This is a genomic window from Massilia sp. MS-15 (genome assembly GCF_020176695.1).
GTDB classification, from domain to species: domain Bacteria; phylum Pseudomonadota; class Gammaproteobacteria; order Burkholderiales; family Burkholderiaceae_D; genus Telluria; species Telluria hydrophila.
The window spans coordinates 15,751-36,443 of record NZ_JAIWIA010000055.1; the positions used below are offsets into that span (position 1 = coordinate 15,751).

Here is a 20,693-nt window from a genome sequence, read left to right on the forward strand (position 1 = left end):
TAAAGACATCGGCGGCGCGCCATGCCGCGCTGTCCTGACGGCCGGGCGGGGCGGCCGGAAATGGTATGATGCGCGGCTACCTCTAGGAAGATTATGGATCTGATGCAGTTGTTCGACATGCTCCTGCATGTCGATAAGACGCTGGGCACGCTGCTGGCCCAGTACGGAACCTATGTATACATCGTGCTGTTCGCGATCGTGTTCTGCGAGACCGGACTGGTCCTGTTCTTCTTCCTTCCTGGCGACACCCTGCTGTTCATTGCCGGTGCCTTCTGCGCCACCGGCGAGATGAACTATGCGCTCCTGATGACGCTGCTGGTCACGGCGGCGGTGACGGGCAATACCGTCAACTACTACGTCGGGCGCGCCATCGGCCACCGGGTCTTCACGCACAATTACCGGTGGCTCAACAAGGACGCCCTGCGCCGCACCCACGACTTCTTTGAAAAGCATGGCGGCAAGACAATCATCGTGGCGCGTTTCGTGCCGGTGGTGCGCAGCTTCGCGCCGCTGGTGGCGGGGGTGTCCGAAATGAGCTTCACCCGCTTCCAGCTGTTCAACGTCACCGGCGCGCTGCTGTGGGTGGCCAGCCTGGTCACGGCCGGTTACCTGTTCGGCAATGTCCCCGTGGTGAAGGAGCACCTGACCGAGATCGTCCTGGTCGGCATTTCCGCGGCCATGGTGCCGCTGGCGATCGCGGGGCTGGTCAAGTTCGGCCGCAGGATGCTGAGCCGCTGAGCCACCGGGCCGCCCGCGGCCCTGGTCCGGCAAGGAAAGACCTTGCCATCCTTGCAGCGCCCTGATCTTTCAGGGCGTTTTTGCTTTAGCGCACTCAAGTTTTGACGACAAATTGCCGATAAGCATTAGGACAGACACTCCCCGGATTCTCATGCGCCACCTCATCGCCCTGTTCGCTTGCAGCCTCGTCATGGCTTCGGCAAGCGCGAGCGAAGCTGCTCCACAAGCCAGGCCCGACGGCAAGTCGGCCGACGTCAAAGCCATCCTCGAAGGCAAGGTCAAGATCGGCGCGGCCAAGCCCGACATGAAGGCCCTGGTGGCGGCGGCCGACGCCCGTACCGCTGCTGCCGCCGCACCTGCGCCGGCCCCGGCCCGCACTGCGCCGGCCGCCAGCGAGGAGCAGGCGGAAGTCGACCTGTCGGTGCGCATCGCCGAGCGCCTGGCCCAGCTGCGCGAACAGCAGGCCGCGCGCAATGCCGCGGCCGCGCGCGCGCGCAAGGCCGCGGAAGCGAAGCGCCGCAAGGAAGCCGAGGCCGCCATCGCCGTCGCCAGCCAGCCGAAGAACGGCACCCACTGGTCCTACGAGGGCGAGTATGGTCCGGCCAACTGGGCCAACATTAATTCGAACTGGGCCAAGTGCAGCACCGGCAAGCGCCAGTCGCCGATCGACCTGCGCGACGGCATCAAGGTCGAACTCGAGCAGATCGCCTTCGACTACCACCCCAGTTCGTTCAGCGAGATCGACAACGGCCACACCATCCAGGTGACGGTCGGCGGCGGCAACTTCCTCACCGTGGGTAACATGACCTACGAGCTGCAGCAGTTCCACTTCCACCGTCCGTCGGAAGAGCGCATCAACGGCAAGGGCAGCGAGATGGTGATCCACTTCGTGCACCGCAGCTACGAAGGCAAGCTCCTGGTGCTGGCCGTGCTGCTCGAGCGCGGCAAGGCCAATCCGATGATCCAGACCGTGTGGAACAACCTGCCGCTGGAAAAGCAGCAGGCCGTGTCGCCCTCGATCATGATCGATCCGAACGAGGCGCTGCCGGAGAAGCGCGACTATTTCACCTACATGGGTTCGCTGACCACGCCACCCTGTACCGAAGACGTGCTGTGGATCGTCATGAAGCAGCCGATGCAGGCGTCGCCCGCGCAGATGGCGCTGTTCTCGCGCCTGTATCCCTACAATGCGCGGCCGGCCCAGGCGGGCAACGGCAGGATGATCAAGGAATCGAACTGAGGGAGCGGAGCGGCTGCGCTGTTCAGCTGATCCGGTAGGTACCGGTCCAGGTCTGCCCGGCATCCAGGGTCAGCGGATCGAGCAGCGCCGGCTCGACGCACACGAAGCGCTGGTACTCGTCGTTTTCCAGGTCGGGCAGGGCGGCCGCGTCGACCGCGCCCGGATTCCACACGACGGCGTCGGTGAAGCCGGCCTGCTCCAGCGCCAGGCTGCGCGCGCCGGTGGCCAGCTGGGCGCGTCCGGCCACGTGCGGATAGACGGCGTCGAGCTTGTCGAGAATCGAGATCTCGTCCGAGGAGATACCCTCGATGCGCACCGCGCACACGTCCGGTACCAGGTGGTAAGCATGCAGCGCGGCCGAGAACGGGAAGGGCGCGGCGCCGAGGTTGCGCACGGTGAGCGCCATCTGCAGTGTATTGGCGCGCAGGGCCACCCGCAGCGACAGCGCGAAGGTGTGCGGCCAGGCGTCGGCCACGGTGCTCGGCAGGTCGCCCGCGGCCAGGTCGAACACGGCCCAGGCGGTGTCGCCATCCAGCCCGCTGTCTTCCAGGCGCCAGGTGCTCACGCGCGCAAAACCGTGGCGCATGCCGCGGCCGCGTTCGGCGAACTGGGGGAAGATCACCGGCACGCCGCCGCGGATGGCACGGCTGCCATCAAGCGCCGAACGGCTGCTGAGGAACAGGCGCTCGGCGCCGTCGGCGCCCTTCCACGACACCAGGTGGGCGCCATACAGGGTCACGGTGGCCTCGGCGCCGTCCGGCGCCTGGATGCGGATCGCGGGCAGCTGGCCGCAGGTGGTATGGGTGGCGAGGTTCATGGTGTCGTCGCAATCAGGTCTGGCGGCTCTTGGCCATCGGCGGGTTGTCGGCGAAGTAGCGCTTGATGCCCTTGGTGATGGCCTCGGCCAGCTGGTTCTGGTAGCCGTCGTCGCGCAGCCTGGCTTCTTCCTCCGGGTTCGAGATGAAGGCAGTTTCCACCAGAATCGAGGGAATGTCAGGCGCTTTCAGCACGGCGAAGCCGGCCTGCTCGACCGCGGCCTTGTGCAGGCGGTTGATGCCGCCGATCTCGGTCAGCACGGCCTTGCCGACTTTCAGGCTGTCGTTGATCTGGGCCGTGGTGGACAGGTCGAACAGCACGCTGGCGATCTGCTTGTCCTGCACCGCGAAGTTGGCGCCGCCGACCAGGTCGGCCTTGTTCTGGTCGTTCGCCAGCCAGCGCGCCGCGCTCGAGCTGGCGCCTTTTTCCGACAGCACGAACACCGAGGAGCCGCGCGCCGTCGGCGAGATCCAGGCGTCGGCATGGATCGACACGAACAGGTCGGCCTGCACCTTGCGCGCCTTCTGCACGCGCTGGCCGAGCGGCACGAAATAATCGCCGTCGCGGGTCAGCATCACGCGCGTGTTGGGCAGCTGTTCCAGCTTGGCCTTGAGGCGCTTGGCCACCGCCAGCACGATGTCCTTCTCGCGGCTGCCGTTGGCGCCGATCGCGCCCGGGTCTTCGCCGCCGTGGCCGGGGTCGAGCGCGATGGTCACCATGCGCACCACTTTCGGCGCCGGCGCCTTGGCCCCGCGCGCGGGCGTCGGCTGCACGGCCTGGGGCGGCGGCGTGCCGTCCAGGGCCGACATCTCGGATTCGAGCTTGGCGATCGCATCGGGGCCGACGCCGGTCTGGGCCGGCGGCGTGGCCGGCAGGGGCGAGGCCGGGTTGGCGCCGCCGGCGGCGGCCGCCGTGTCGCCGGTGCTCCATTCTCCCTTTTCGATCAGGGCCGCGATCGGGTCCACCGGCTGGGTCGGATACAGGTCGAAGATCAGGCGGTGCCGGTAGCCGGCCACCGGCGCCAGCGTAAACACCTGGGGCTTGACGGCTTCCTTCAGGTCGAACACGAGGCGCACCACGTTCGGCCGGTTCTGGCCGACCCGCACCTGCTTGATGTAGGGGTCGTTCGGCTCGACCTTCGCGACCAGGCTTTTCAAGGTGTCGTTCAGGGCCAGGCCGTCGATGTCCACCACCAGGCGCGGCGGATCGGGCACGAGGAAATGCTCGGTCGCCAGAATGCTGTCGTTTTCCAGCGTGACGCGGGTGTAGTCGGGCGCGGGCCAGACCCGCACGGCCAGGATCTGGGCGGCGCTGGCGGGCAGCGGCGCAAGCACGGACAGCAGCAGCGTGCCGCCGGCCTTGAGCAGGGTGCGGCGGCGAGGCGAACGGGCGCTCAGGGAGGCGGAGGATAGGCGAGACGGTCGAGGCATAGCAGGCCTGGTTGAGACAACGCCTGCAATTCTACCTCACGCCCGAGACCGCTGACATTGAGCAAGACCCGTACGTCGGGCGGGGGCAACACCGGCTCGCCCTTTTCCGGCCATTCGACGATGCAGACATTCTGCCCGTCGAAATCCTCGCGAAAGCCGGCGTCGAGGAATTCCTCGGGGCTGGACATGCGGTACAGGTCGTAGTGGATGATCTGCCCCGGCTGGCCGTCGATCTGCACCCGGTAGGGCTCGGACAGGGTATAGGTCGGGCTCTTGACGGTGCCGCGGTGGCCGGCGGCCTGGATCAGGGCGCGCGTGAGCGCCGTCTTGCCGGCGCCGAGGTCGCCGTGCAGGTAGAGCACGAGGCCGGGCCGCAGCGCGCGGGCAAGCGCCGCGCCAAGGGCGGCGGTGGCGGATTCGTCTGCCAGGTAGGCTTTGAAAGGCTGCATCGAATAAAATAGCGGGTTAGGCGGCACCCTTGGGCCGCATCGTTCCATCTGCCATGCCGACACCTTCTCCTGACCTGCACGCACTTGCCCGCACCATCAAGACCTGGGGCGCGGAACTTGGTTTCGCCGAGCTGCGTATCGCCGACGTCGACCTGGCGCATGCGGAAGCCGGACTGCAGGCCTGGCTGGACGCCGGTTGCCATGGCGAGATGGATTATATGGCAAGCCACGGCATGAAGCGTGCCCGCCCCGGCGAACTGGTGCCGGGCACGGTGCGCGCCATCGTCGCGCGCATGGACTACCTGCCCCGGGACCGGGGTGAACACTGGCGCGCCGAGGAAAGCGCGCGCCAGCTGGAGCCGGGCGCCGCCGTGGTCTCGGTGTATGCGCGTGGCCGCGACTACCACAAGGTGCTGCGCAACCGCCTGCAGGCCCTGGCCGAGCGCGTGAAGGCGCTGGTGGGCGAACTGGGCTACCGCGTGTTCACGGATTCGGCGCCGGTGATGGAATTGCCGCTGGCGGAAAAAGCCGGCCTCGGCTGGCGCGGCAAGCACACGCTGCTGCTGTCGCGCACGGCCGGCTCCACCTTCTTCATCGGCGAGATCCTGGTCGACCTGCCCTTACCTAGCGATCCGCCCACCGGCGCCCATTGCGGCGGGTGCCAGGCCTGCATCACGGTCTGCCCGACCGAGGCCATCCTGGGACCGGGGCGGCTCGATGCGCGACGCTGCATTTCCTATCTCACCATCGAACTCAAGGGCAGCATTCCCGAGGAGCTGCGGCCGCTGATCGGCAACCGCATCTACGGCTGCGACGACTGCCAGCTGGCCTGCCCGTGGAACAAGTTCGCGCAGCGCGCGCAACTGCCCGATTTCGACGAGCGCAACGGCCTGGGCGGCGCCAGCCTGGTTGCGCTGTTCGGGTGGGAAGAAGAGGAATTCAACCGCCGCATGGAAGGCAGTCCGATCCGCCGCATCGGCCACGAGCGCTGGCTGCGCAACCTGGCGGTCGGGCTGGGCAATGCCGCCGCCAGCCCGGCGGGGAAGGGCGACGCCGCGATCGTGGCGGCGCTGCGCGCGCGTGCCGGTCATCCTTCGCCCCTGGTGCGCGAGCACGTGGCCTGGGCACTGGCGCGCCATGGGCTGGCGCCCGCTGGGTCACTCGATGCGCTTGAGGCGCAGGCCTGACCAGTCGCCGTCGATCGAGATCATCGCCACCGCCGTGATGCCGTTTTCCTTGGCATAGGCGTTGATCGAATCGCGGTTGATGTCGGTGGCTTTCGATGCGGTCTGCTTCAGGTAGGCGATCCACAGCGAACCCTTGTCTCCCAGCCGCTCCTTGGCGATCGGCAGGTAGTGCTCGAGTTCCTTGCGGTTGAGCACGAACATCAGGATCACGTCGAAGGGCCCGTCGCCTTCCTGCACGATCTGCTGCGGCATCTGCGCCGCGGCACCGGGATTGGCCTGGCCGTTGAGGATCAGCATCGATTTCGCCGTCCTCAGGAACATCTTGTCTGCAACTGTCTTTTCGCTCATGAGAATTCCCAAAATGCAATTGCACCGTCGCCACAACGGAGACAGGCGCGGCGGGTTCCGGCCCATTCTACAAGGCTTCCGGCAAATGGCAGGGACGCTTGCCTGATGCAATGGAGCGCCTTGCCGCGCACCTTACTTGAGCAGGCCGGCCAGTTCCACGGCGGTCTTGACCCGCATCTTGTCGAAGATGTGCGCGCGGTGCACCTCGACCGTGCGCATGCTGATGCCGAGCTTGTCCGCCACCACCTTGTTCATCATCCCGGCCAGGATCAGGTCCAGCACTTCGCGCTCGCGCGCCGACAGGGTGGCCAGGCGTGCCTGCACCAGGGCCGCTTCGCGCGCCCTGCGCGAGGCGGCCAGGGCCTCCTCGACCCGGTCCATCAGGACGTTGTCATTGAAGGGCTTCTCGAAGAAATCGAAGGCGCCGCGCTTGAGCGAGTCGACGGCCATCGGCACGTCGCCGTGGCCGGTGAGGAAAATCACGGGCAGGCGCGCGCTCAGGCCGTTTTTTACCAGCTGGTCAAATACCGCGATGCCATTCATGTCGGGCATGCGCACGTCCAGCAGCACGCAGTCGCCCTGCGGATCCGGTTCGCCGGCGGCGGCGATGGCATCCAGGAAGGCCTGGCCGCCGGCATGGCCGCGCGCCTCCAGGCCGCGCGACTGCGCCAGCCAGGCGAGGGCGTCGCGAATGACATCTTCGTCGTCGACGATGTGCAGCATGGGGCGGGTCTCCGTGTCGTGGTCGCGGCAAGCGCCGCAGGCGGATTTTAGCCCAGCGTCCCGCCCGCCGCTTGCGCCGGCAGCGCGAAGCTGAACACGGTGCCGCCGCCCGGATTGGGCGCGTGGCTCAGGGTGCCGCCGTGGAATTCGATCGCCGTGCGGCAGATCGACAGCCCCATGCCCATACCGTCGAGCTTGGTCGAGTAGAAGGGCGAGAACAGGCCGGCTGCCACGTCCGGCGCGATGCCGTGGCCGCGGTCGATCACCGACACCGTCACCATGCCGTCGGCGTGGGCGGCGGCGATGCGCAGCACGCGCTGCGCCAGCGGGGTGTCATGCATGGCCTCGACCGCGTTGCGGGTCAGGTTGAGCAGCACCTGCTCCAGCATCAGGCGGTCCGCCTCCACCCTGGGCAGGCCGGACGGCAGTTCCACGCGCAGCGCCACCCCGGCCTGGCGCGCCTGCAGCTCGACCAGCGCGCGCACCCCCTCGACCACATCCTGGATCGTCACCGGTTCGCGGCGCGGCTCGCGCTTCTTGACGAACTCGTGCACGCTGCGAATGATCTGGCCGGCGCGCTGGGCCTGCTGGCGCGCCTGTTCCAGCGCATGGCGCAGCCTGCCGGTGTTCACCGGCTCGCCGGCCTGGGTGCTGCGTTCGAGCACGTTGAGGGCACCGGCCGTATAGCTCGAGATCGCCGCCAGCGGCTGGTTCAGCTCGTGCGCCAGCATCGAGGACATCTCGCCCATGGTGGCCAGGCGCGCGCTGGTTTCCAGTTTTTCCTGCTGCTGGCGGTTGAGTTCCTCGGCACGCTTGCGGTCGGTGATGTCCTGGATCGAGCTCATCCAGCCGGTCTGGCGCCCGTCGGCATCGACCAGCGGCGCCTCGTACACCAGCACCGGCACCCGCTGGCCGTCGGGACGCTGGAACACGGTCTCGAACTGGGGCACGACCGTGCCCGACAGCACGCTCTGGAAGCGCTCCTCGTATTCGGAAAGCACTTCCGGCGCCCAGTAGGGCATCGGCGGCTTGCGTCCCACCAGCTGCTCGGCCGGTACCCCGACGATCTCGCAGAAGGCCCGGTTCACATAGGTGACGCGGCCCTCCAGGTCGCGCGCGCGCAGGCCGGTGATCAGGGAGTTTTCCATCGCCGTGCGGAAGGCCATCTGCTGGCGCAGCGCGCTCTCGGCCGCCAGCGTGCGCGAGATGTGGCGCCACAGGGTGGCCAGGCTCAGCACCAGGCCGAGGGCCAGCACGATCACCGAGCCCACCAGCAGGTTCGGTAGCAGCTGGGGGGCGCGCTTGACGCTGTCGGTGGACAGCACCACCAGTGCGCCCGGCAGGTCCAGCTCGCGGCGGTGGGTGTACACGCCGCGCCCCGGGCCGCCGGCCGCGCGCCGTGCCACCGGATGGTCGTCGCGGTCGAGCAGGGTCAGGGCATTGTCCTGGGCGAACCACCAGGGCACGGTTTCGTCGAGCAGGACCTGCAGGCTGTAGGTGGCGACCAGGCTGCCGGCCGGCTTGCCGTTCGCATACAGGGGCAAATAGTAGTCGAGCAGCCCGGGCGTGGCGGCCGAGGCGCCATACGGCTCGCTGTAGCGGCCGCTGCGGGTGGCGCCCGCGACCTCGGCCGCGAGCAGGGTCGCGGCGGGCAGGGCGGCTGGGGGTGCGGCCCCGTGGGTCTCGCGCAGCGCGCCGTCCGGTCCGTACCAGCTCACGCGCACCAGTTCGTGGCCGTTGCTGAACATCTGCCGCAGACGCGCCTGCAGGGCTTCCGGCGCGGGCGGCCGCGCCACCAGGTCGGCCGCCAGCGCGCCCAGCGCTTCCTCGCTGCGCGCCAGCTCGAAGCGCAGGGTCTGCTCGACCCACAGCGTGTCTGCAATCAATTGCTCCTGGCGCTCGGTGGCTTCCATCTGGCGCGCCTGCCAGGGCAGCCAGATCAGCACCGCCAGGAACAGCAGCACCAGCAGTACCGGTACCAGCCAGCGCCAGGAGCGCGCGCGCTGCGCCGGCGGCTGGGTGAACGGAAATTTCATAAGACTCCGGTTTTCGTTACACTGTCGGGCCAGGGGAGACAGGATTGTTCCCACCCATCATATTCCGTTCCCGCCCAGATGAAGCGCTGCGCCCTCCCGATCCGCCTCCTTGCCGTCCTGCTGCTGGCCGGCGCCGCCCATGGCGCCAACGCGCAATCCCGGGCGCCGATCGTGATCAAGTTCAGCCACGTGGTGGCGCCGGACACGCCGAAGGGCCGCGCGGCCGAGCGCTTCCGCCAGCTGGCCGAAGAGATGACGGGTGGCCGGGTGCGGGTGGAAGTCTACCCCAACAGCCAGCTCTACAAGGACCGCGAGGAACTCGAGGCCCTGCAGCTGGGCGCGGTGCAGATGCTGGCGCCTTCGCTGGCCAAGTTCGCGCCGCTGGGCGTGCGGGAATTCGAAGCGTTTGATCTGCCTTATATCTTTCCGTCCAAGGCCGCCCTGTACCGGGTGACCGAAGGGCGCATCGGGCGCGAGCTGCTGCGCCGGCTGGAGCCGAAGGGCATCACCGGCCTGGCATATTGGGACAATGGCTTCAAGATCATGTCTGCCAACAAGCCGCTGCTGGCGCCGGCCGACTTCCGCGGCCTGCGCATGCGCATCCAGGCTTCCCGGGTGCTCGATGCGCAGATGCGCACGCTCGGCGCCCAGCCGCTCGCGCTGGCATTCTCGGACACGGCCCCCGCCCTGCGCGACGGCGTGGTGCAAGGCACCGAGAACACGCCCTCGAACATGTACACCCAGGGCATGCACGCCTACCAGCGCCACCTGACGGTGTCGAACCATGGCTACCTCGGGTATGCGGTGATTGTCAACAAGAAATTCTGGGATGGCCTGCCGCGCGGGCTGCGCCGGACCCTGGAACGGGCCATGCAGGAGGCCACCGCCTACGAGAAAGCCATCGCCCAGCGCACCAACGACGAGGCGCTGGAAAAGATCCGCCAGGCGGGCAGCACCACCATCCACCGGCTCAGTCCCCAGCAGCAGGCACAATGGCGGCGCGCCATGCAGCCCGTGTATACACAGATGGACGCGCGCATCGGGCGCGACGTGGTACGCGCGATCCGGCGCGAAGCGGGTACCGACTAGGCGCTTGTCTTCCTGCAATTTCCGCCCGCATAAAATATCGGTACTGTGGTCAAAAAGATACGCGAGACCCCGGCGCTTGCGTTATGATGAGCCCCTGCTGCACCCGGATGGTGCGTGCGCGTACAGAACATGCCGTTTTTTGGGGAGTGTAGATAACATCACGGTAGTCCATACCGGAGACAAATCGAGGAGACGCACGTTTTACAGAAGCCGTTGGCACCGCTAAACGGCCGGGAACGTGACCCGTATTGAAGCGCACCGCGGTGCGCTTTTTTTTCGTCCGCCGCCGTCCCCGGGACTGGCGACGCGCCATGCGAGCGGTTAAGATGCGGAGATGAAGACCGACCAGGCAAGCACTCTGTTCAACGCGATCGTTCCCGCGGCATTCGGCGCGATCGGTATCCGCAGCGCCGACGGCCGCCTGCGCGAACTGGTCTACCTGCCGCCCGCATTCGCGGAGAAAGCCGCCGACTGCACGGCGGCCGAGCTGGCCGCGCGCCAGGTCGCGCACTACCTGGAAGATCCGGACTTCCGCTTCGACCTGCCGCTGTACGACGCCGGCACCGCCTTCCAGCGCCGGGTGTGGGAAGCGATCGGCGCCATCCCGCGCGGCAGCGTCAAGACCTACGGCCAGCTGGCCAGGCTGATCGGCTCGGCCCCGCGCGCGGTGGGCCAGGCCTGCGGCGCCAATCCTTTCCCCCTGATCAATCCCTGCCACCGCGTGACCGCTGCGGGCGGCCTGGGCGGCTTCTCCAACCAGGACGACGAGAACGGCTTCCACCTGTCCGTCAAGCGCTGGCTGCTGCGCCACGAAGGCGCCACCGCATCGCCATGGCAGCAGCAAGCGATCTGGGACTGATCGACGCGTTCTGCGACACCCTCTGGCTGGAGCAGGGGCTGGCCAGGAATTCGCTCGACGCCTACCGCCGCGACCTGAAACTGTTCGCCGGCTGGCTGGCCGCCAGGCGGCCGGAGCGCACCGGCCTGCTGGCGGTGCAGCCGGAAGACATCGCCGCCTATTTCGCCGAGCGCCACGCCGATACGCGGCCGAGCTCGGCCAACCGGCGGCTGTCGGTGCTCAAGCGCTTCTACGGCCTGGCCCTGCGCCGCAGCCAGATCGACCAGGACCCCTGCCTCAAGATGGCCTCCGCGCGCCAGCCGCTGCGCTTCGTGCATACCCTGAGCGAGGCCCAGGTCGAGGCGCTGCTGGCCGCGCCGGACGTCTCCACCCCGCTCGGCCTGCGCGAACGCACCATGCTCGAGCTGATGTATGCGAGCGGCTTGCGGGTGTCGGAACTGGTGGAGCTCAAGCTGGTCGAAGTCAGCCTCAACGACGGCGTGCTGCGCATCACCGGCAAGGGCAGCAAGACCCGCCTGGTCCCTTTCGGACAGGAAGCGCGCCTGTGGCTGGAGCGCTACCTGAAGGAGGCGCGCGCCGTCATCCTCAACGGCCAGGTCGACGATGCGCTGTTCGTCACCGGACGGGGCGGCGCGATGACGCGCCAGATGTTCTGGATCCTGATCAAGAAACACGCGCAAAAGGCCGGCATCCAGGGGCCGCTGTCGCCGCATACGCTGCGCCACGCGTTCGCGACCCATCTACTGAATCACGGCGCCGACCTGCGCGTGGTACAACTGTTGCTGGGACACGCGGACATTTCCACGACCCAGATCTACACGCATGTTGCGCGCGAACGCCTGAAACACCTGCACGCCCAGCATCACCCGCGTGGTTAAGGCAAGCCGCGGCGCCGGCAGTCGGCCATAATGGCGCAGCACAGGGTAGCACCATCCCATCCACAGCAACGAGGTGAACATGGCACGAACCAATTTCCAGTACGAAAAGCGGCAACGCGAGCTCGAGAAGAAGCGCAAGGCGGAAGAAAAAGCCCGGCGCAAGCAGGAAGCCAAGCGCGAGACGCCCGAGGGCGGGCTGGACGAAGCGGCCGGCACCGGCCAGGACGAGCCGGTCCCGCAGGACGCCGCCTGAGGCAGGCGCCGGCGGGGCCGGCCGGAATGCTTCGCGCGCGGGCTCCGTCCTGGAAGCAGGGTGGAGCTCCTTGCGCATGTTGTTAACATAAGGATCGCGCGCCGGCCGCGCCAGCCGGATGCGACAGGCGGCATGGCGGCAGGTCTGGAATGCGCTGGAGCGCGACGAAATGCGGGTGTCCCGCAGTTTTGCGTGGCCGCGAACGGTGCCCGGCTCCAGCGGGAAACAATGGGCGGATTCAACGACGCCTCCACTGTTTTCCGCTGAAAAGGACCTGTTTCCGTGAGTGGGCTGCCGCATGCCGCTGACGGTGCCTTGCCCGCCGAAGCGCATGAATCCGCAGGCCCCGGCCGCCAGGCACGCGACTGGCTGTCCCGCTTCGTGACGGCCATCGCGCTGGCGCCGGCGGTGGCTGTGCATTCGACCGATGCCGCCGGCATCGTGCGCTTCTGGAACCACGCCTGCGCCCAGCTGTTCGGCATCCCGCCAGCCATGCCCTGGGCCGTCCCTTGCGCGAGCTGGTCTCGCATCGCGGGCGCCTGGACAAGCTCAAGATCGACCGCAGTGTCGTCGCCGACATCGAGCACGACCCGCGGGATGGGGCCTTGACCGCGGCCCAGCCGCGCTTCCTGCGCCAGCACGACTGTGACGACTACAGGGTTTCCATGCCGCCGCGGCCAGCAGCCGGCCGGCGTTCACGCCGCTGCCGCCATGACGGCGGTGGCGGGCCTAGAACCGTACCGGAACCGGCCAGTCGGCTGCCACCAGCCGCGCAATGCGCCTGGCCATCCAGCGCGCCAGTCCTACCTGCACCAGCGGCACCAGCGGCACGAACAGGACCATGGCGGGGAAGGGCAGCGACATGCCGAGCACGAGCGGGGCCAGCGCGTAGGCCAGGACCAGCATGCCCAGCAGGACGAGCACGAGCAGGATGAAGGCGGCGCTGGTGCCGACTGCCCAGTTGGCCTTGTTGACGATTTCCAGCTGCAGTCCCGGGGGCAGGGCCGCCATGTCGCGGTTGCGGTAGATGGGCGGCACCGGCACGCCGGACGGATCGGTGAACCCGAACCTGCTGGCGCGGGCCTGGTCGAGCAGTTCCTCGGCAATACGGCTGATGGCGGCCTTCGATAACATCTGCTTCTCCGTCACGGACTGGAACAGCAGTGTAGCGAAGCAGACTGCGTAGTAATGCGCGAAATGTCACGATCGGTGGGAAATCCCGCCTTTTCAGTCCAGCCTGCCGCTGGAAGCCACCGCCTGCGGATACAGGCGCAGGCGCGCCAGTACCTGGCCGTGGTCCGAGGCCTCCGGCAGGCCCAGGTCGAGGTGGTCGTTGAGGTAGACCACGTCCACCACCTCGCCAATCGCCTCCGGCAGCACCGGGTTGAATTCCTGCGACACCAGGATGTGGTCGATGGTCGAGTGCCGGCTCTCGTGGACGATCGAGAAGCCGACATTGCGCAGCTTATCCTGGTGCATGTGCAGGCGCGCCGCATCGAACATGCGTTCGCCCAGCGGCGCGCCTTCGCCCAGCACGATCTCGGTGGTGACCGAATCGGCGACATCGTTGAAGTCGCCCAGCACGATGCGCGGACGCTGTTTGTCGCGCGCCATGTCGGTGAGCAGCACGCGCAGCGCGGTCGCCTCCGTGCCGCGCCGGATCAGCGAGCGCAGGCAGGCCAGCGCGTACAGGTTCGGATCTTCGCCGGTGTCGCTGCTGCGGTAGTCGGGGCGGCGCGATTTCAGGTGCACGACAATGACATCCACCACGATGCCCGGCGCCAGTTCGACTTCCGCATGCAGCGGCGCGCGCGTGAAGCGGTCCGGATCGCGGCTGCCGGGCGGCATCGCCACGTTCTCGGGAAACATCGACAGCGCACGGCCATGGCTCAGCACCGGCAGGCGCGAGACCAGGGCCACGCTCGGGGTCAGGCGCGGCGCTTCCGGGTCGGGGTCGAAGCCCAGGTGCACGGCGTCGCGGTAGCGGCGGGTGCGGGCCAGCACGTCGCGCAAGGTGGCCTGGGAAAAGATTTCTTGGAAACCGATGACGTCGGCATTGAGCAGGTCGACCTGGCGCGCCGTCCATTCCAGCTTGGCGTCATATTCCTCGGGCGTGCAGGGCGCGAGGTTCTCGTAGCAGCGCATGCCGGGTGGGGCCAGGTTGAAGGTATTGAAGGTGGCAAAGCGAATTTCTTGCTGCATAATAGAAACCCCTTATGTTCGTCTTTAGCGTACCACGCATGGCCAAGAAAGAGCACGTTTCTGAGACCCCCGCGACGCAGTTCCTGCGCAAGCATGGCGTGGCCTTCAGCGAGCATCCCTACGAGTATGAAGAGCATGGCGGCACCGCCGTGTCCTCGCGCGCACTCGGGGTGCGCGAGCACGATGTCGTCAAGACCCTGGTGATGCAGGACGAGGCGGCCAGGCCGCTGATCGTGCTGATGCACGGCGACTGCAAGGTCTCGACCAAGAACCTGGCGCGCGCGATTCCCTGCAAGTCGGTGGAACCGTGCAAGCCGGACGTGGCGCAGCGCCATTCGGGCTACCTGGTCGGCGGCACCTCGCCCTTCGGCATCCGCAAGGCGATGCCGGTCTATGTGGAGGCTTCGGTGCTGGCGCTGGACAAGATCTATATCAATGGCGGCCGCCGCGGCTACCTGGTGGGGATCGCGCCCGCCGTGCTGACCGAGGTGCTCGGTGCGCGGCCGGTGCAGTGCGCCCTTGCCGAGTAATATTCCGCCACATGCGAATTGCCAAAATGCATCGGCGCTGTGTATAGTCCGAGCGCCCGGCCTCCATACCGACCAGAACAACGCCTGAGAGAGACATGAACACCCTGATCGCCACCATTGCCGCCTACCTGGTCGGCTCGATTTCCTTCGCCGTCGTGATGAGCCGCGCTTTTGGGCTGTCCGATCCGCGCACCTATGGGTCGAAGAACCCGGGCGCGACCAATGTGCTGCGCAGCGGCAGCAAGAAAGCCGCGATCGCGACCCTGGTCGGCGACGCCGCCAAGGGCTGGCTGGCGGTCTGGCTGGCAGTCCACTTCGGGCCGCAGTTCGGCCTGGACGAGGGCGGCATCGCGCTGGTCGCCATCGCTGTCTTCCTGGGCCACCTGTGGCCGGTGTTTTTCAAGTTCGTGGGTGGCAAGGGCGTGGCGACCGCGCTCGGCGTGCTGCTCGGGATTAACGTCTGGCTGGGGCTGGCGACGCTGGCCACCTGGCTGATCGTGGCCTACGCCTTCCGCTATTCCTCGCTGGCGGCGCTGGTGGCCGCGGTATTCGCTCCCTTCTATTACGGGCTGCTGTTCGGCGCCGACGAGATCCTGTTCGCGGTGGCGGCGATGAGCATCCTGCTGCTCTACCGCCATGGCAACAACATCGCCAACCTGATGGCCGGCAAGGAATCGAAGATCGGCAGCAAGGCGGCCGCGGCCAAGAAGAAGTAGCCGCAGCAGGCAAACCACGATGCGCGCCACGGCAGGCGGCGCATCGCGTTACCATATCGCCACCGGGCACCGCGGTGCCACATGAGCAGAGCGTGAAGAGAGCGCGAACAGCGCGAACAGGAAAGGTGGCAGCCCATGAGCAAGCAACTCAGAATCGATTTCGTATCGGACGTCTCGTGCCCCTGGTGCGCGATCGGCCTCAGCTCGCTCGAGCTGGCGCTGGCGCGCGTCAAGGGCGAGCTCGAGGCCGACCTGCACTTCCAGCCCTTCGAGCTGAACCCGGACATGGGGCCGGACGGCCAGGACATCGTCGAGCACATCACCGAGAAATATGGCGCGACCATCGAGCAGCAGGCCAACAGCCGCGAAATGATCCGCCAGCGCGGGCTCGATGTCGGCTTCACCTTCGACATGGAAAGGCGCGGGCGCATCTACAACACCTTCGACGCCCACCGCCTGCTGTCCTGGGCCGAGGAAGAAGGGCGCCAGCGCGACCTCAAGATGGCCTTGTTCGAAGCGTATTTCACCAACTGCGAAGATCCCAGCAAGCACGAGGTGCTGCTGCGCGCCGCCGAGCGCGCGGGCCTGGACCGCGAGCGCGCCGCCGCCATCCTGGGCAGCGACGCGTATGCCGACGAGGTGCGCGAGCGCGAGCAGTTCTTCCAGCGCGCCGGCATCCATTCGGTACCGGCCGTCATCATCAACCAGCGCCACCTGATCTCGGGCGGCCAGCCGCCGGAAGTGTTCGAGCGGGCGCTGCGCGACATCGCGGCGCAGCCCGAGGCGCCCGCGCAGCAGTAGTTCCCGGCGAGGGGCTCAGCGCAGTTCCAGCAGCACCGGCTGGTGGTCCGAGGCGGCCGTCTCGGACTGCACGTCGACCGTCGCCACGCGCGGCGCCAGGTCTTCGGTGACGAAGAAATGGTCGTAGCATTCCGGCCGCTCGGGCCAGGGATAGCCGTGCAGGCCGGTGGTCGGCGCGCGCGCCACGCTGCCGTGGGCGACGCGCCAGGCGTCGAGGAAGGCCGGTGCGTTTTCCTCGAAAGGCGCCAGCAGCGTGCGGTAGTGCTCGTCGTCCGGCACCAGCTTGAAGTCGCCGCACAGGATGGCGGACGCCGGGCGGAAGCCCAGCTGGTAGGGGGCATCCAGGTTCGGGTCGGGCTGGAACAGGCGCGCCCGCGCGCAGGCCTCCGCATGCAGCTCGCGGATACGGCGCACCTGGGCCATGCGCTGCAGCGGCGAGTAGTATTCGAGCTGGGTGGTCATCAGGCGCAGCTTGCCGCTGGGCGCGTCGATCACGGTTTCCAGCATCCCGCGCGGCATGCCGGCCGGATGGCCAGGATCGGCCGGCCAGGGCAGCAGGTGGCGGTGCACCTGGGAGATGCGGTATTTCGAGAGGATCAGGTTGCCGAACAGGCGCGGCGAGTTGTTCTTGTAGAGTTCACTCGGAGCATGTTCCATCATGTGGTAGCCGCCGAAGGCGCCGCCCAGCTGCTTGAACTGGTTGGCGCTGGCGCTGCCATCGAGTTCCGGGTGGTTCGCCGCCACTTCCTGCAGGCACACGACGTCCGGGTTCAGCCGGCGCAGGACGTCGATGATCGCGTGGATGCGGATCCGTCCGTCCTTGCCACAACCCCAGTGAATATTCCAACTTACAACACGCATTGCATCCGCTCCTTCGTACTCAACCGCCGGAGTTTGCCACCGTTTGGCGAGCGGCGGTCACACGGTAGGATCGATGTCAGGCTTGCAAGTTCAATGCGCCAGGCATGGATGCCTGCGTGGATTCAAGCGGCTTCCAGCTCGTCCAGCGGCCAGCGCGGACGCACGTTGAATGCATAGTCGCGCTGCGCCAACTCCGGGTTGCGCTCGAGGCGCATGGCGCCGGCGAAGGCGATCATGGCGCCGTTGTCGGTGCAGAATTCCAGTTCCGGATAGTACACCTTGAAGCGGCGCCGGGCGGCCGCCGCGTCCAGGGATGCACGCAGCTGGCGGTTGGCGCCGACGCCGCCGGCGATCACCAGGCGCGTGAGGCCAGTGTGCTTCAGCGCGTTCACGCACTTGGCGGTGAGCACCTCGACGATGGCGTCGACGAAGCCGCGCGCGATGTTGGCCTTGTCCTGCTCGCAGATGTTGGCCACCACCTGTTGCTCGTGGTTCCTGACCACGGTGAGCACGGCCGTCTTCAGGCCCGAGAAGCTGAAATTGAAATCCTTCGAGTGCAGCATCGGGCGCGGCAGGGTATAGGCGGCGGGGTCGCCGAACTCGGCCAGGCGCGAGATGGCGGGACCGCCCGGGTAGCCCAGGCCCAGCAGCTTGGCCGACTTGTCGAAGGCTTCGCCGGCGGCGTCGTCGAGCGTCTCGCCGAGCAGGGTGTAGCGGCCGACGCCGTCCACCCGCATCAGCTGGGTGTGCCCGCCCGAGACCAGCAGGGCGAGGAAGGGAAAGTCCGGACGCTCGCTGGCCAGCAGCGGGGAAAGGAGGTGCCCCTCGAGGTGGTGTACGCCCAGCACCGGCTTGTCGAGCGCCAGCGCGAGCGAGCAGGCGACCGAGGAGCCGACCAGCAGCGCGCCGGCCAGGCCCGGGCCCTGGGTGTAGGCGACGGCGTCGATCGCATCCATCGGGATGGCGGCGCGTTGCAGCACCTCGTCCAGCAGCGGCAGGGCGCGGCGGATGTGGTCGCGCGAGGCGAGTTCCGGCACCACGCCGCCGTACTCTTCGTGCATGGCCACCTGCGAGTGCAGGGCATGGGACAGCAGGCCGCGCTCGGTGTCGTACAGAGCCAGGCCGGTTTCATCGCAGGAGGATTCGACGCCGAGGACAATCATGGGGGAAGAGAGAGGTAGAGCGGAATCCGCCATTGTACCGTAGGGTGGGCGGGTCTTCCCGCCCACGCGGTGATCGTTATCAGCAAGATCATCCGGCGCGAAACCGGATCCGTCAACGCTCGCCGCGTGGGCGGAGAATCCGCCCACCCTACGCCAGGGCACGCATGGCCGGTACGCGGAGCCTTACGGCCGCTGCGACAGCTCCCGGTGCGCCGCCCGCAGCATCTGCGCCGTTTCTTCCCACCCGATGCAGCCATCGGTCACCGAGCAGCCATACTTCAGCTGCGACAGATCCGCCGGGATCTCCTGCGCGCCGCTGACGATGTTCGATTCGATCATCACCCCCACCAGCGAGCGGTTGCCATGCCGGATCTGCTGGATCACGTCCGACATCACCAGGGGTTGCAGCTCCGGCTTCTTGTAGCTGTTCGCATGCGAACAGTCCACCACCAGGTTGGCCGGCAGGCCCGCCTTCTTCAGCGCCCCTTCCGCGATCGCCACCGAGACCGAGTCGTAGTTCGGCCGCCCGCCGCCGCCGCGCAGCACCACGTGACCGTAGGCGTTGCCGCTGGTGCGCACGATCGCGACATTGCCCTGGCCGTTGATGCCGAGGAAGGCATGCGGCTTGGACGAGGACAGCACGGCATTGACCGCGATGCTCACGTCCCCGTCGGTGCCGTTCTTGAAGCCGACCGGGGTCGACAGGCCGGACGACATCTCGCGGTGGGTCTGCGACTCGGTGGTGCGCGCGCCGATCGCGGTCCAGGCGATCAGGTCGCCCAGGTACTGGGGCGAGATCGGGTCCAGCGCCTCGGTGGCGGTAGGCAGGCCCAGTTCGCACACGTCGAGCAGGAAGCGGCGCGCACGCTCCATGCCGACCTCGACCCGGAACGAGTCGTCCATGAACGGGTCGTTGATATAGCCCTTCCAGCCGGTGGTCGTGCGCGGCTTCTCGAAATACACGCGCATCACCAGCACCATCGTGTCGGCCACTTCCGCCTGCAGCGCCTTGAGCCGGCGTGCATAATCCAGCCCGGCTTCGGGATCGTGGATCGAGCAGGGCCCGACCACGACGAACAGGCGCTTGTCCTTGCGGTCGAGGATGTTGCGCAGCGTTTCGCGCCCGGCCATCACGGTGGCAAAGGCGCGCTCGCTCAGCGGCAGGGTGGCGTGGAGTTCGGTCGGCGTCGGCATCTGCGCGAACGAACTGACGTTGGTATTTTCAATGGCAGGCGTGTTGATCATGATGCTGTGATTTCTGGAGGGAACAAGCAGTGTAGTCCGAAAATGCTGCATCTGCACAAAGTCCGCCGATCGCGCCACACCCGGCACGGCGACGTTGTATGCTTGCGTCATGGACAAGCACACCGAAGCATTTGCCGCCGCCCCCTTCATCAAGGAAATCGGACGCGGCGTGAAAGGCGCGCGCAGCATGGCGCGCGACGATGCCCGCGCCCTGTATGCGGCCATGCTCGACGGGCGGGTTTCCGACCTGGAACTGGGCGCCATCCTGCTGGCGATGCGCATCAAGGGCGAGTCGGTGGAGGAGCTGGCCGGCTTCATGGATGCGGCGGAGCACGCGTTCGCGCCGCTGCCGGCGCCGCCCGGCCCGTTCGCGCCGGTCCTGGTCCCGAGCTACAACGGCGCCCGCAAGCTGGCCAACCTGACGCCGCTGCTGGCCCTGCTGCTGGCGCGCGAAGGGGTGCCGGTGCTGGTGCATGGCGTGCGCAGCGACCCGGGCCGCATCACCACGGCCGAGATCCTGGCCGAGCTGGGCCTGGCCGAAGCCGGTTCCAGCGCCGAGGTGCTGGACGCCGCGGCCAGCAGGCGACCGGCCTTCATGTCGATCGAGCGCCTGGCGCCGCAGCTGGCGCGCATGCTGGCGCTGCGCCGCATCCTGGGCGTGCGCAATTCCACCCACACCCTGGTCAAGATCCTGCAGCCGTTCGAGGGGCCGGCGCTGCGCCTGGTGTCCTACACCCATCCCGAGTACCTGGAGACCCTGGGCGCGTATTTCACGACGGCGGCCCCGCCCGCGCGCGGCGACGCCTTCCTGATGCGCGGCACCGAGGGCGAGACCGTCGCCCATCCCCACCGCGCTCCGCACATCGACTGGTTTCATGCAGGCCAGCGCAGCGTGCTGGCCGAGCGCGAGGCGCCGACCGACCTGCTGGCCGAGGTGCCGGAAGCGCGCGATGCGGCCACCACCGCCGCCTGGATCGCCGCCGCCCTGCGCGGCGAGGTGCCGGTGCCGGCCCCGATCGTGGCCCAGGTGGCGCATTGCGTGCAGGTGGCGCGCGCATTGCGCGGGTGAGGCTTGCAATGCGCCCGCTACGCTACTAGCCGGCAACTTCATTCCCGGGCGCCAAGCGTA

23 protein-coding genes are annotated in these 20,693 nt (G+C 67.7%); 12 read left to right on the forward strand and 11 right to left on the reverse strand.

Annotation, left to right across the window (positions count from 1 at the left end; translation table 11 throughout):
* Window positions 1-93 precede the first annotated feature (93 nt).
* Both LCI23_RS18470 and LCI23_RS18475 read left to right on the forward strand, forming a co-directional pair.
* Window positions 94-738: a VTT domain-containing protein gene (locus LCI23_RS18470; protein ID WP_224947920.1), complete on the forward strand. Its 645-nt coding sequence runs from the start codon at window positions 94-96 to the stop codon at window positions 736-738.
* Between the two features lie 151 nt (window positions 739-889).
* Window positions 890-1,978 carry a carbonic anhydrase gene (locus LCI23_RS18475; protein WP_224947921.1) on the forward strand — a complete coding sequence of 363 codons (1,089 nt, stop codon included), beginning with the start codon at window positions 890-892 and terminating at the stop codon, window positions 1,976-1,978.
* A gap of 22 nt (window positions 1,979-2,000) precedes the next feature.
* On the opposite strand, the gene LCI23_RS18480 is transcribed toward LCI23_RS18475, so the two are convergent.
* From LCI23_RS18480 to tsaE, 3 genes are read right to left on the reverse strand one after another with little or no spacing between them, the layout of a single operon-like run.
* Window positions 2,001-2,795, reverse strand: a complete 795-nt coding sequence (locus tag LCI23_RS18480) for a D-hexose-6-phosphate mutarotase (protein WP_224947922.1) — start codon at window positions 2,793-2,795, stop codon at window positions 2,001-2,003.
* Between the two features lie 13 nt (window positions 2,796-2,808).
* Entirely contained in the window at window positions 2,809-4,224 is a 1,416-nt protein-coding gene (locus LCI23_RS18485; RefSeq protein ID WP_224947923.1) for an N-acetylmuramoyl-L-alanine amidase, read from the reverse strand.
* Window positions 4,188-4,673, reverse strand: coding sequence for a tRNA (adenosine(37)-N6)-threonylcarbamoyltransferase complex ATPase subunit type 1 TsaE (tsaE, locus tag LCI23_RS18490; protein WP_224947924.1), 486 nt, complete (start codon window positions 4,671-4,673; stop codon window positions 4,188-4,190). Before tsaE ends, LCI23_RS18485 begins: the two co-directional genes overlap by 37 nt.
* A gap of 53 nt (window positions 4,674-4,726) precedes the next feature.
* On the opposite strand from tsaE, the gene queG reads away from it, so the two are divergent.
* Entirely contained in the window at window positions 4,727-5,860 is a 1,134-nt protein-coding gene (gene queG / locus LCI23_RS18495) for a tRNA epoxyqueuosine(34) reductase QueG (protein ID WP_224947925.1), read from the forward strand.
* On the opposite strand, the gene LCI23_RS18500 is transcribed toward queG, so the two are convergent.
* The 3 genes from LCI23_RS18500 to LCI23_RS18510 all read right to left on the reverse strand — a co-directional run bounded on the left by LCI23_RS18500 (window position 5,831) and on the right by LCI23_RS18510 (window position 8,967).
* Window positions 5,831-6,208, reverse strand: a complete 378-nt coding sequence (locus tag LCI23_RS18500; protein WP_224947926.1) for a DUF3052 family protein — start codon at window positions 6,206-6,208, stop codon at window positions 5,831-5,833. The two genes, queG and LCI23_RS18500, sit on opposite strands and share 30 nt — an antisense overlap.
* Before the next feature lie 132 nt (window positions 6,209-6,340).
* On the reverse strand, window positions 6,341-6,931 hold the full coding sequence (locus LCI23_RS18505; protein WP_224947927.1) for a response regulator transcription factor: 591 nt from the start codon (window positions 6,929-6,931) through the stop codon (window positions 6,341-6,343).
* A 47-nt stretch (window positions 6,932-6,978) separates the two neighbouring features.
* On the reverse strand, window positions 6,979-8,967 hold the full coding sequence (locus LCI23_RS18510) for a nitrogen regulation protein NR(II) (RefSeq protein ID WP_224947928.1): 1,989 nt from the start codon (window positions 8,965-8,967) through the stop codon (window positions 6,979-6,981).
* A gap of 78 nt (window positions 8,968-9,045) precedes the next feature.
* On the opposite strand from LCI23_RS18510, the gene LCI23_RS18515 reads away from it, so the two are divergent.
* From LCI23_RS18515 to LCI23_RS18535, 5 genes are all read left to right on the forward strand, one after another.
* On the forward strand, window positions 9,046-10,056 hold the full coding sequence (locus LCI23_RS18515) for a TRAP transporter substrate-binding protein (RefSeq protein ID WP_224947929.1): 1,011 nt from the start codon (window positions 9,046-9,048) through the stop codon (window positions 10,054-10,056).
* Between the two features lie 334 nt (window positions 10,057-10,390).
* A complete protein-coding gene (locus LCI23_RS18520) occupies window positions 10,391-10,915 on the forward strand; it encodes a methylated-DNA--[protein]-cysteine S-methyltransferase (protein ID WP_224947930.1) in 525 nt (174 codons plus the stop codon).
* On the forward strand, window positions 10,888-11,793 hold the full coding sequence (gene xerD / locus LCI23_RS18525; RefSeq protein WP_224947931.1) for a site-specific tyrosine recombinase XerD: 906 nt from the start codon (window positions 10,888-10,890) through the stop codon (window positions 11,791-11,793). The genes LCI23_RS18520 and xerD overlap by 28 nt, the downstream gene beginning before the upstream one ends.
* Before the next feature lie 79 nt (window positions 11,794-11,872).
* Complete coding sequence (locus tag LCI23_RS18530) at window positions 11,873-12,046, forward strand: hypothetical protein (protein WP_224947932.1); 174 nt, start codon at window positions 11,873-11,875, stop codon at window positions 12,044-12,046.
* Window positions 12,047-12,328: 282 nt separating this feature from the next.
* A complete protein-coding gene (locus tag LCI23_RS18535) occupies window positions 12,329-12,655 on the forward strand; it encodes a PAS domain-containing protein (protein WP_224947933.1) in 327 nt (108 codons plus the stop codon).
* Window positions 12,656-12,775: 120 nt separating this feature from the next.
* Here the strand turns inward: LCI23_RS18535 and LCI23_RS18540 are convergent, their stop codons facing one another.
* Window positions 12,776-13,180: a hypothetical protein gene (locus LCI23_RS18540; protein ID WP_224947934.1), complete on the reverse strand. Its 405-nt coding sequence runs from the start codon at window positions 13,178-13,180 to the stop codon at window positions 12,776-12,778.
* Between the two features lie 93 nt (window positions 13,181-13,273).
* Window positions 13,274-14,248, reverse strand: a complete 975-nt coding sequence (locus tag LCI23_RS18545) for an endonuclease/exonuclease/phosphatase family protein (RefSeq protein WP_224947935.1) — start codon at window positions 14,246-14,248, stop codon at window positions 13,274-13,276.
* Between the two features lie 38 nt (window positions 14,249-14,286).
* Here LCI23_RS18545 and LCI23_RS18550 point away from each other — a divergent pair, with 38 nt between their 5' ends.
* From LCI23_RS18550 to LCI23_RS18560, 3 genes are all read left to right on the forward strand, one after another.
* On the forward strand, window positions 14,287-14,778 hold the full coding sequence (locus LCI23_RS18550) for an aminoacyl-tRNA deacylase (RefSeq protein WP_224947945.1): 492 nt from the start codon (window positions 14,287-14,289) through the stop codon (window positions 14,776-14,778).
* 95 nt (window positions 14,779-14,873) lie between these two features.
* Entirely contained in the window at window positions 14,874-15,494 is a 621-nt protein-coding gene (plsY, locus tag LCI23_RS18555; protein WP_224947936.1) for a glycerol-3-phosphate 1-O-acyltransferase PlsY, read from the forward strand.
* Between the two features lie 135 nt (window positions 15,495-15,629).
* Window positions 15,630-16,295, forward strand: a complete 666-nt coding sequence (locus LCI23_RS18560; protein WP_224947937.1) for a DsbA family oxidoreductase — start codon at window positions 15,630-15,632, stop codon at window positions 16,293-16,295.
* 15 nt (window positions 16,296-16,310) lie between these two features.
* Here the strand turns inward: LCI23_RS18560 and LCI23_RS18565 are convergent, their stop codons facing one another.
* The 3 genes from LCI23_RS18565 to LCI23_RS18575 all read right to left on the reverse strand — a co-directional run bounded on the left by LCI23_RS18565 (window position 16,311) and on the right by LCI23_RS18575 (window position 19,564).
* The gene (locus LCI23_RS18565) at window positions 16,311-17,156 is read right to left on the reverse strand and encodes an endonuclease/exonuclease/phosphatase family protein (protein WP_224947938.1); all 846 of its coding nucleotides are present in this window, start codon (window positions 17,154-17,156) and stop codon (window positions 16,311-16,313) included.
* A 122-nt stretch (window positions 17,157-17,278) separates the two neighbouring features.
* Entirely contained in the window at window positions 17,279-18,319 is a 1,041-nt protein-coding gene (tsaD, locus tag LCI23_RS18570) for a tRNA (adenosine(37)-N6)-threonylcarbamoyltransferase complex transferase subunit TsaD (RefSeq protein ID WP_224947939.1), read from the reverse strand.
* 183 nt (window positions 18,320-18,502) lie between these two features.
* Window positions 18,503-19,564, reverse strand: a complete 1,062-nt coding sequence (locus LCI23_RS18575) for a 3-deoxy-7-phosphoheptulonate synthase (RefSeq protein WP_235584488.1) — start codon at window positions 19,562-19,564, stop codon at window positions 18,503-18,505.
* Window positions 19,565-19,673: 109 nt separating this feature from the next.
* Between LCI23_RS18575 and ybiB the strand changes: the two genes are divergently transcribed.
* Window positions 19,674-20,633, forward strand: coding sequence for a DNA-binding protein YbiB (ybiB, locus tag LCI23_RS18580; protein WP_224947940.1), 960 nt, complete (start codon window positions 19,674-19,676; stop codon window positions 20,631-20,633).
* The last annotated feature ends 60 nt before the right edge of the window (window positions 20,634-20,693 follow it).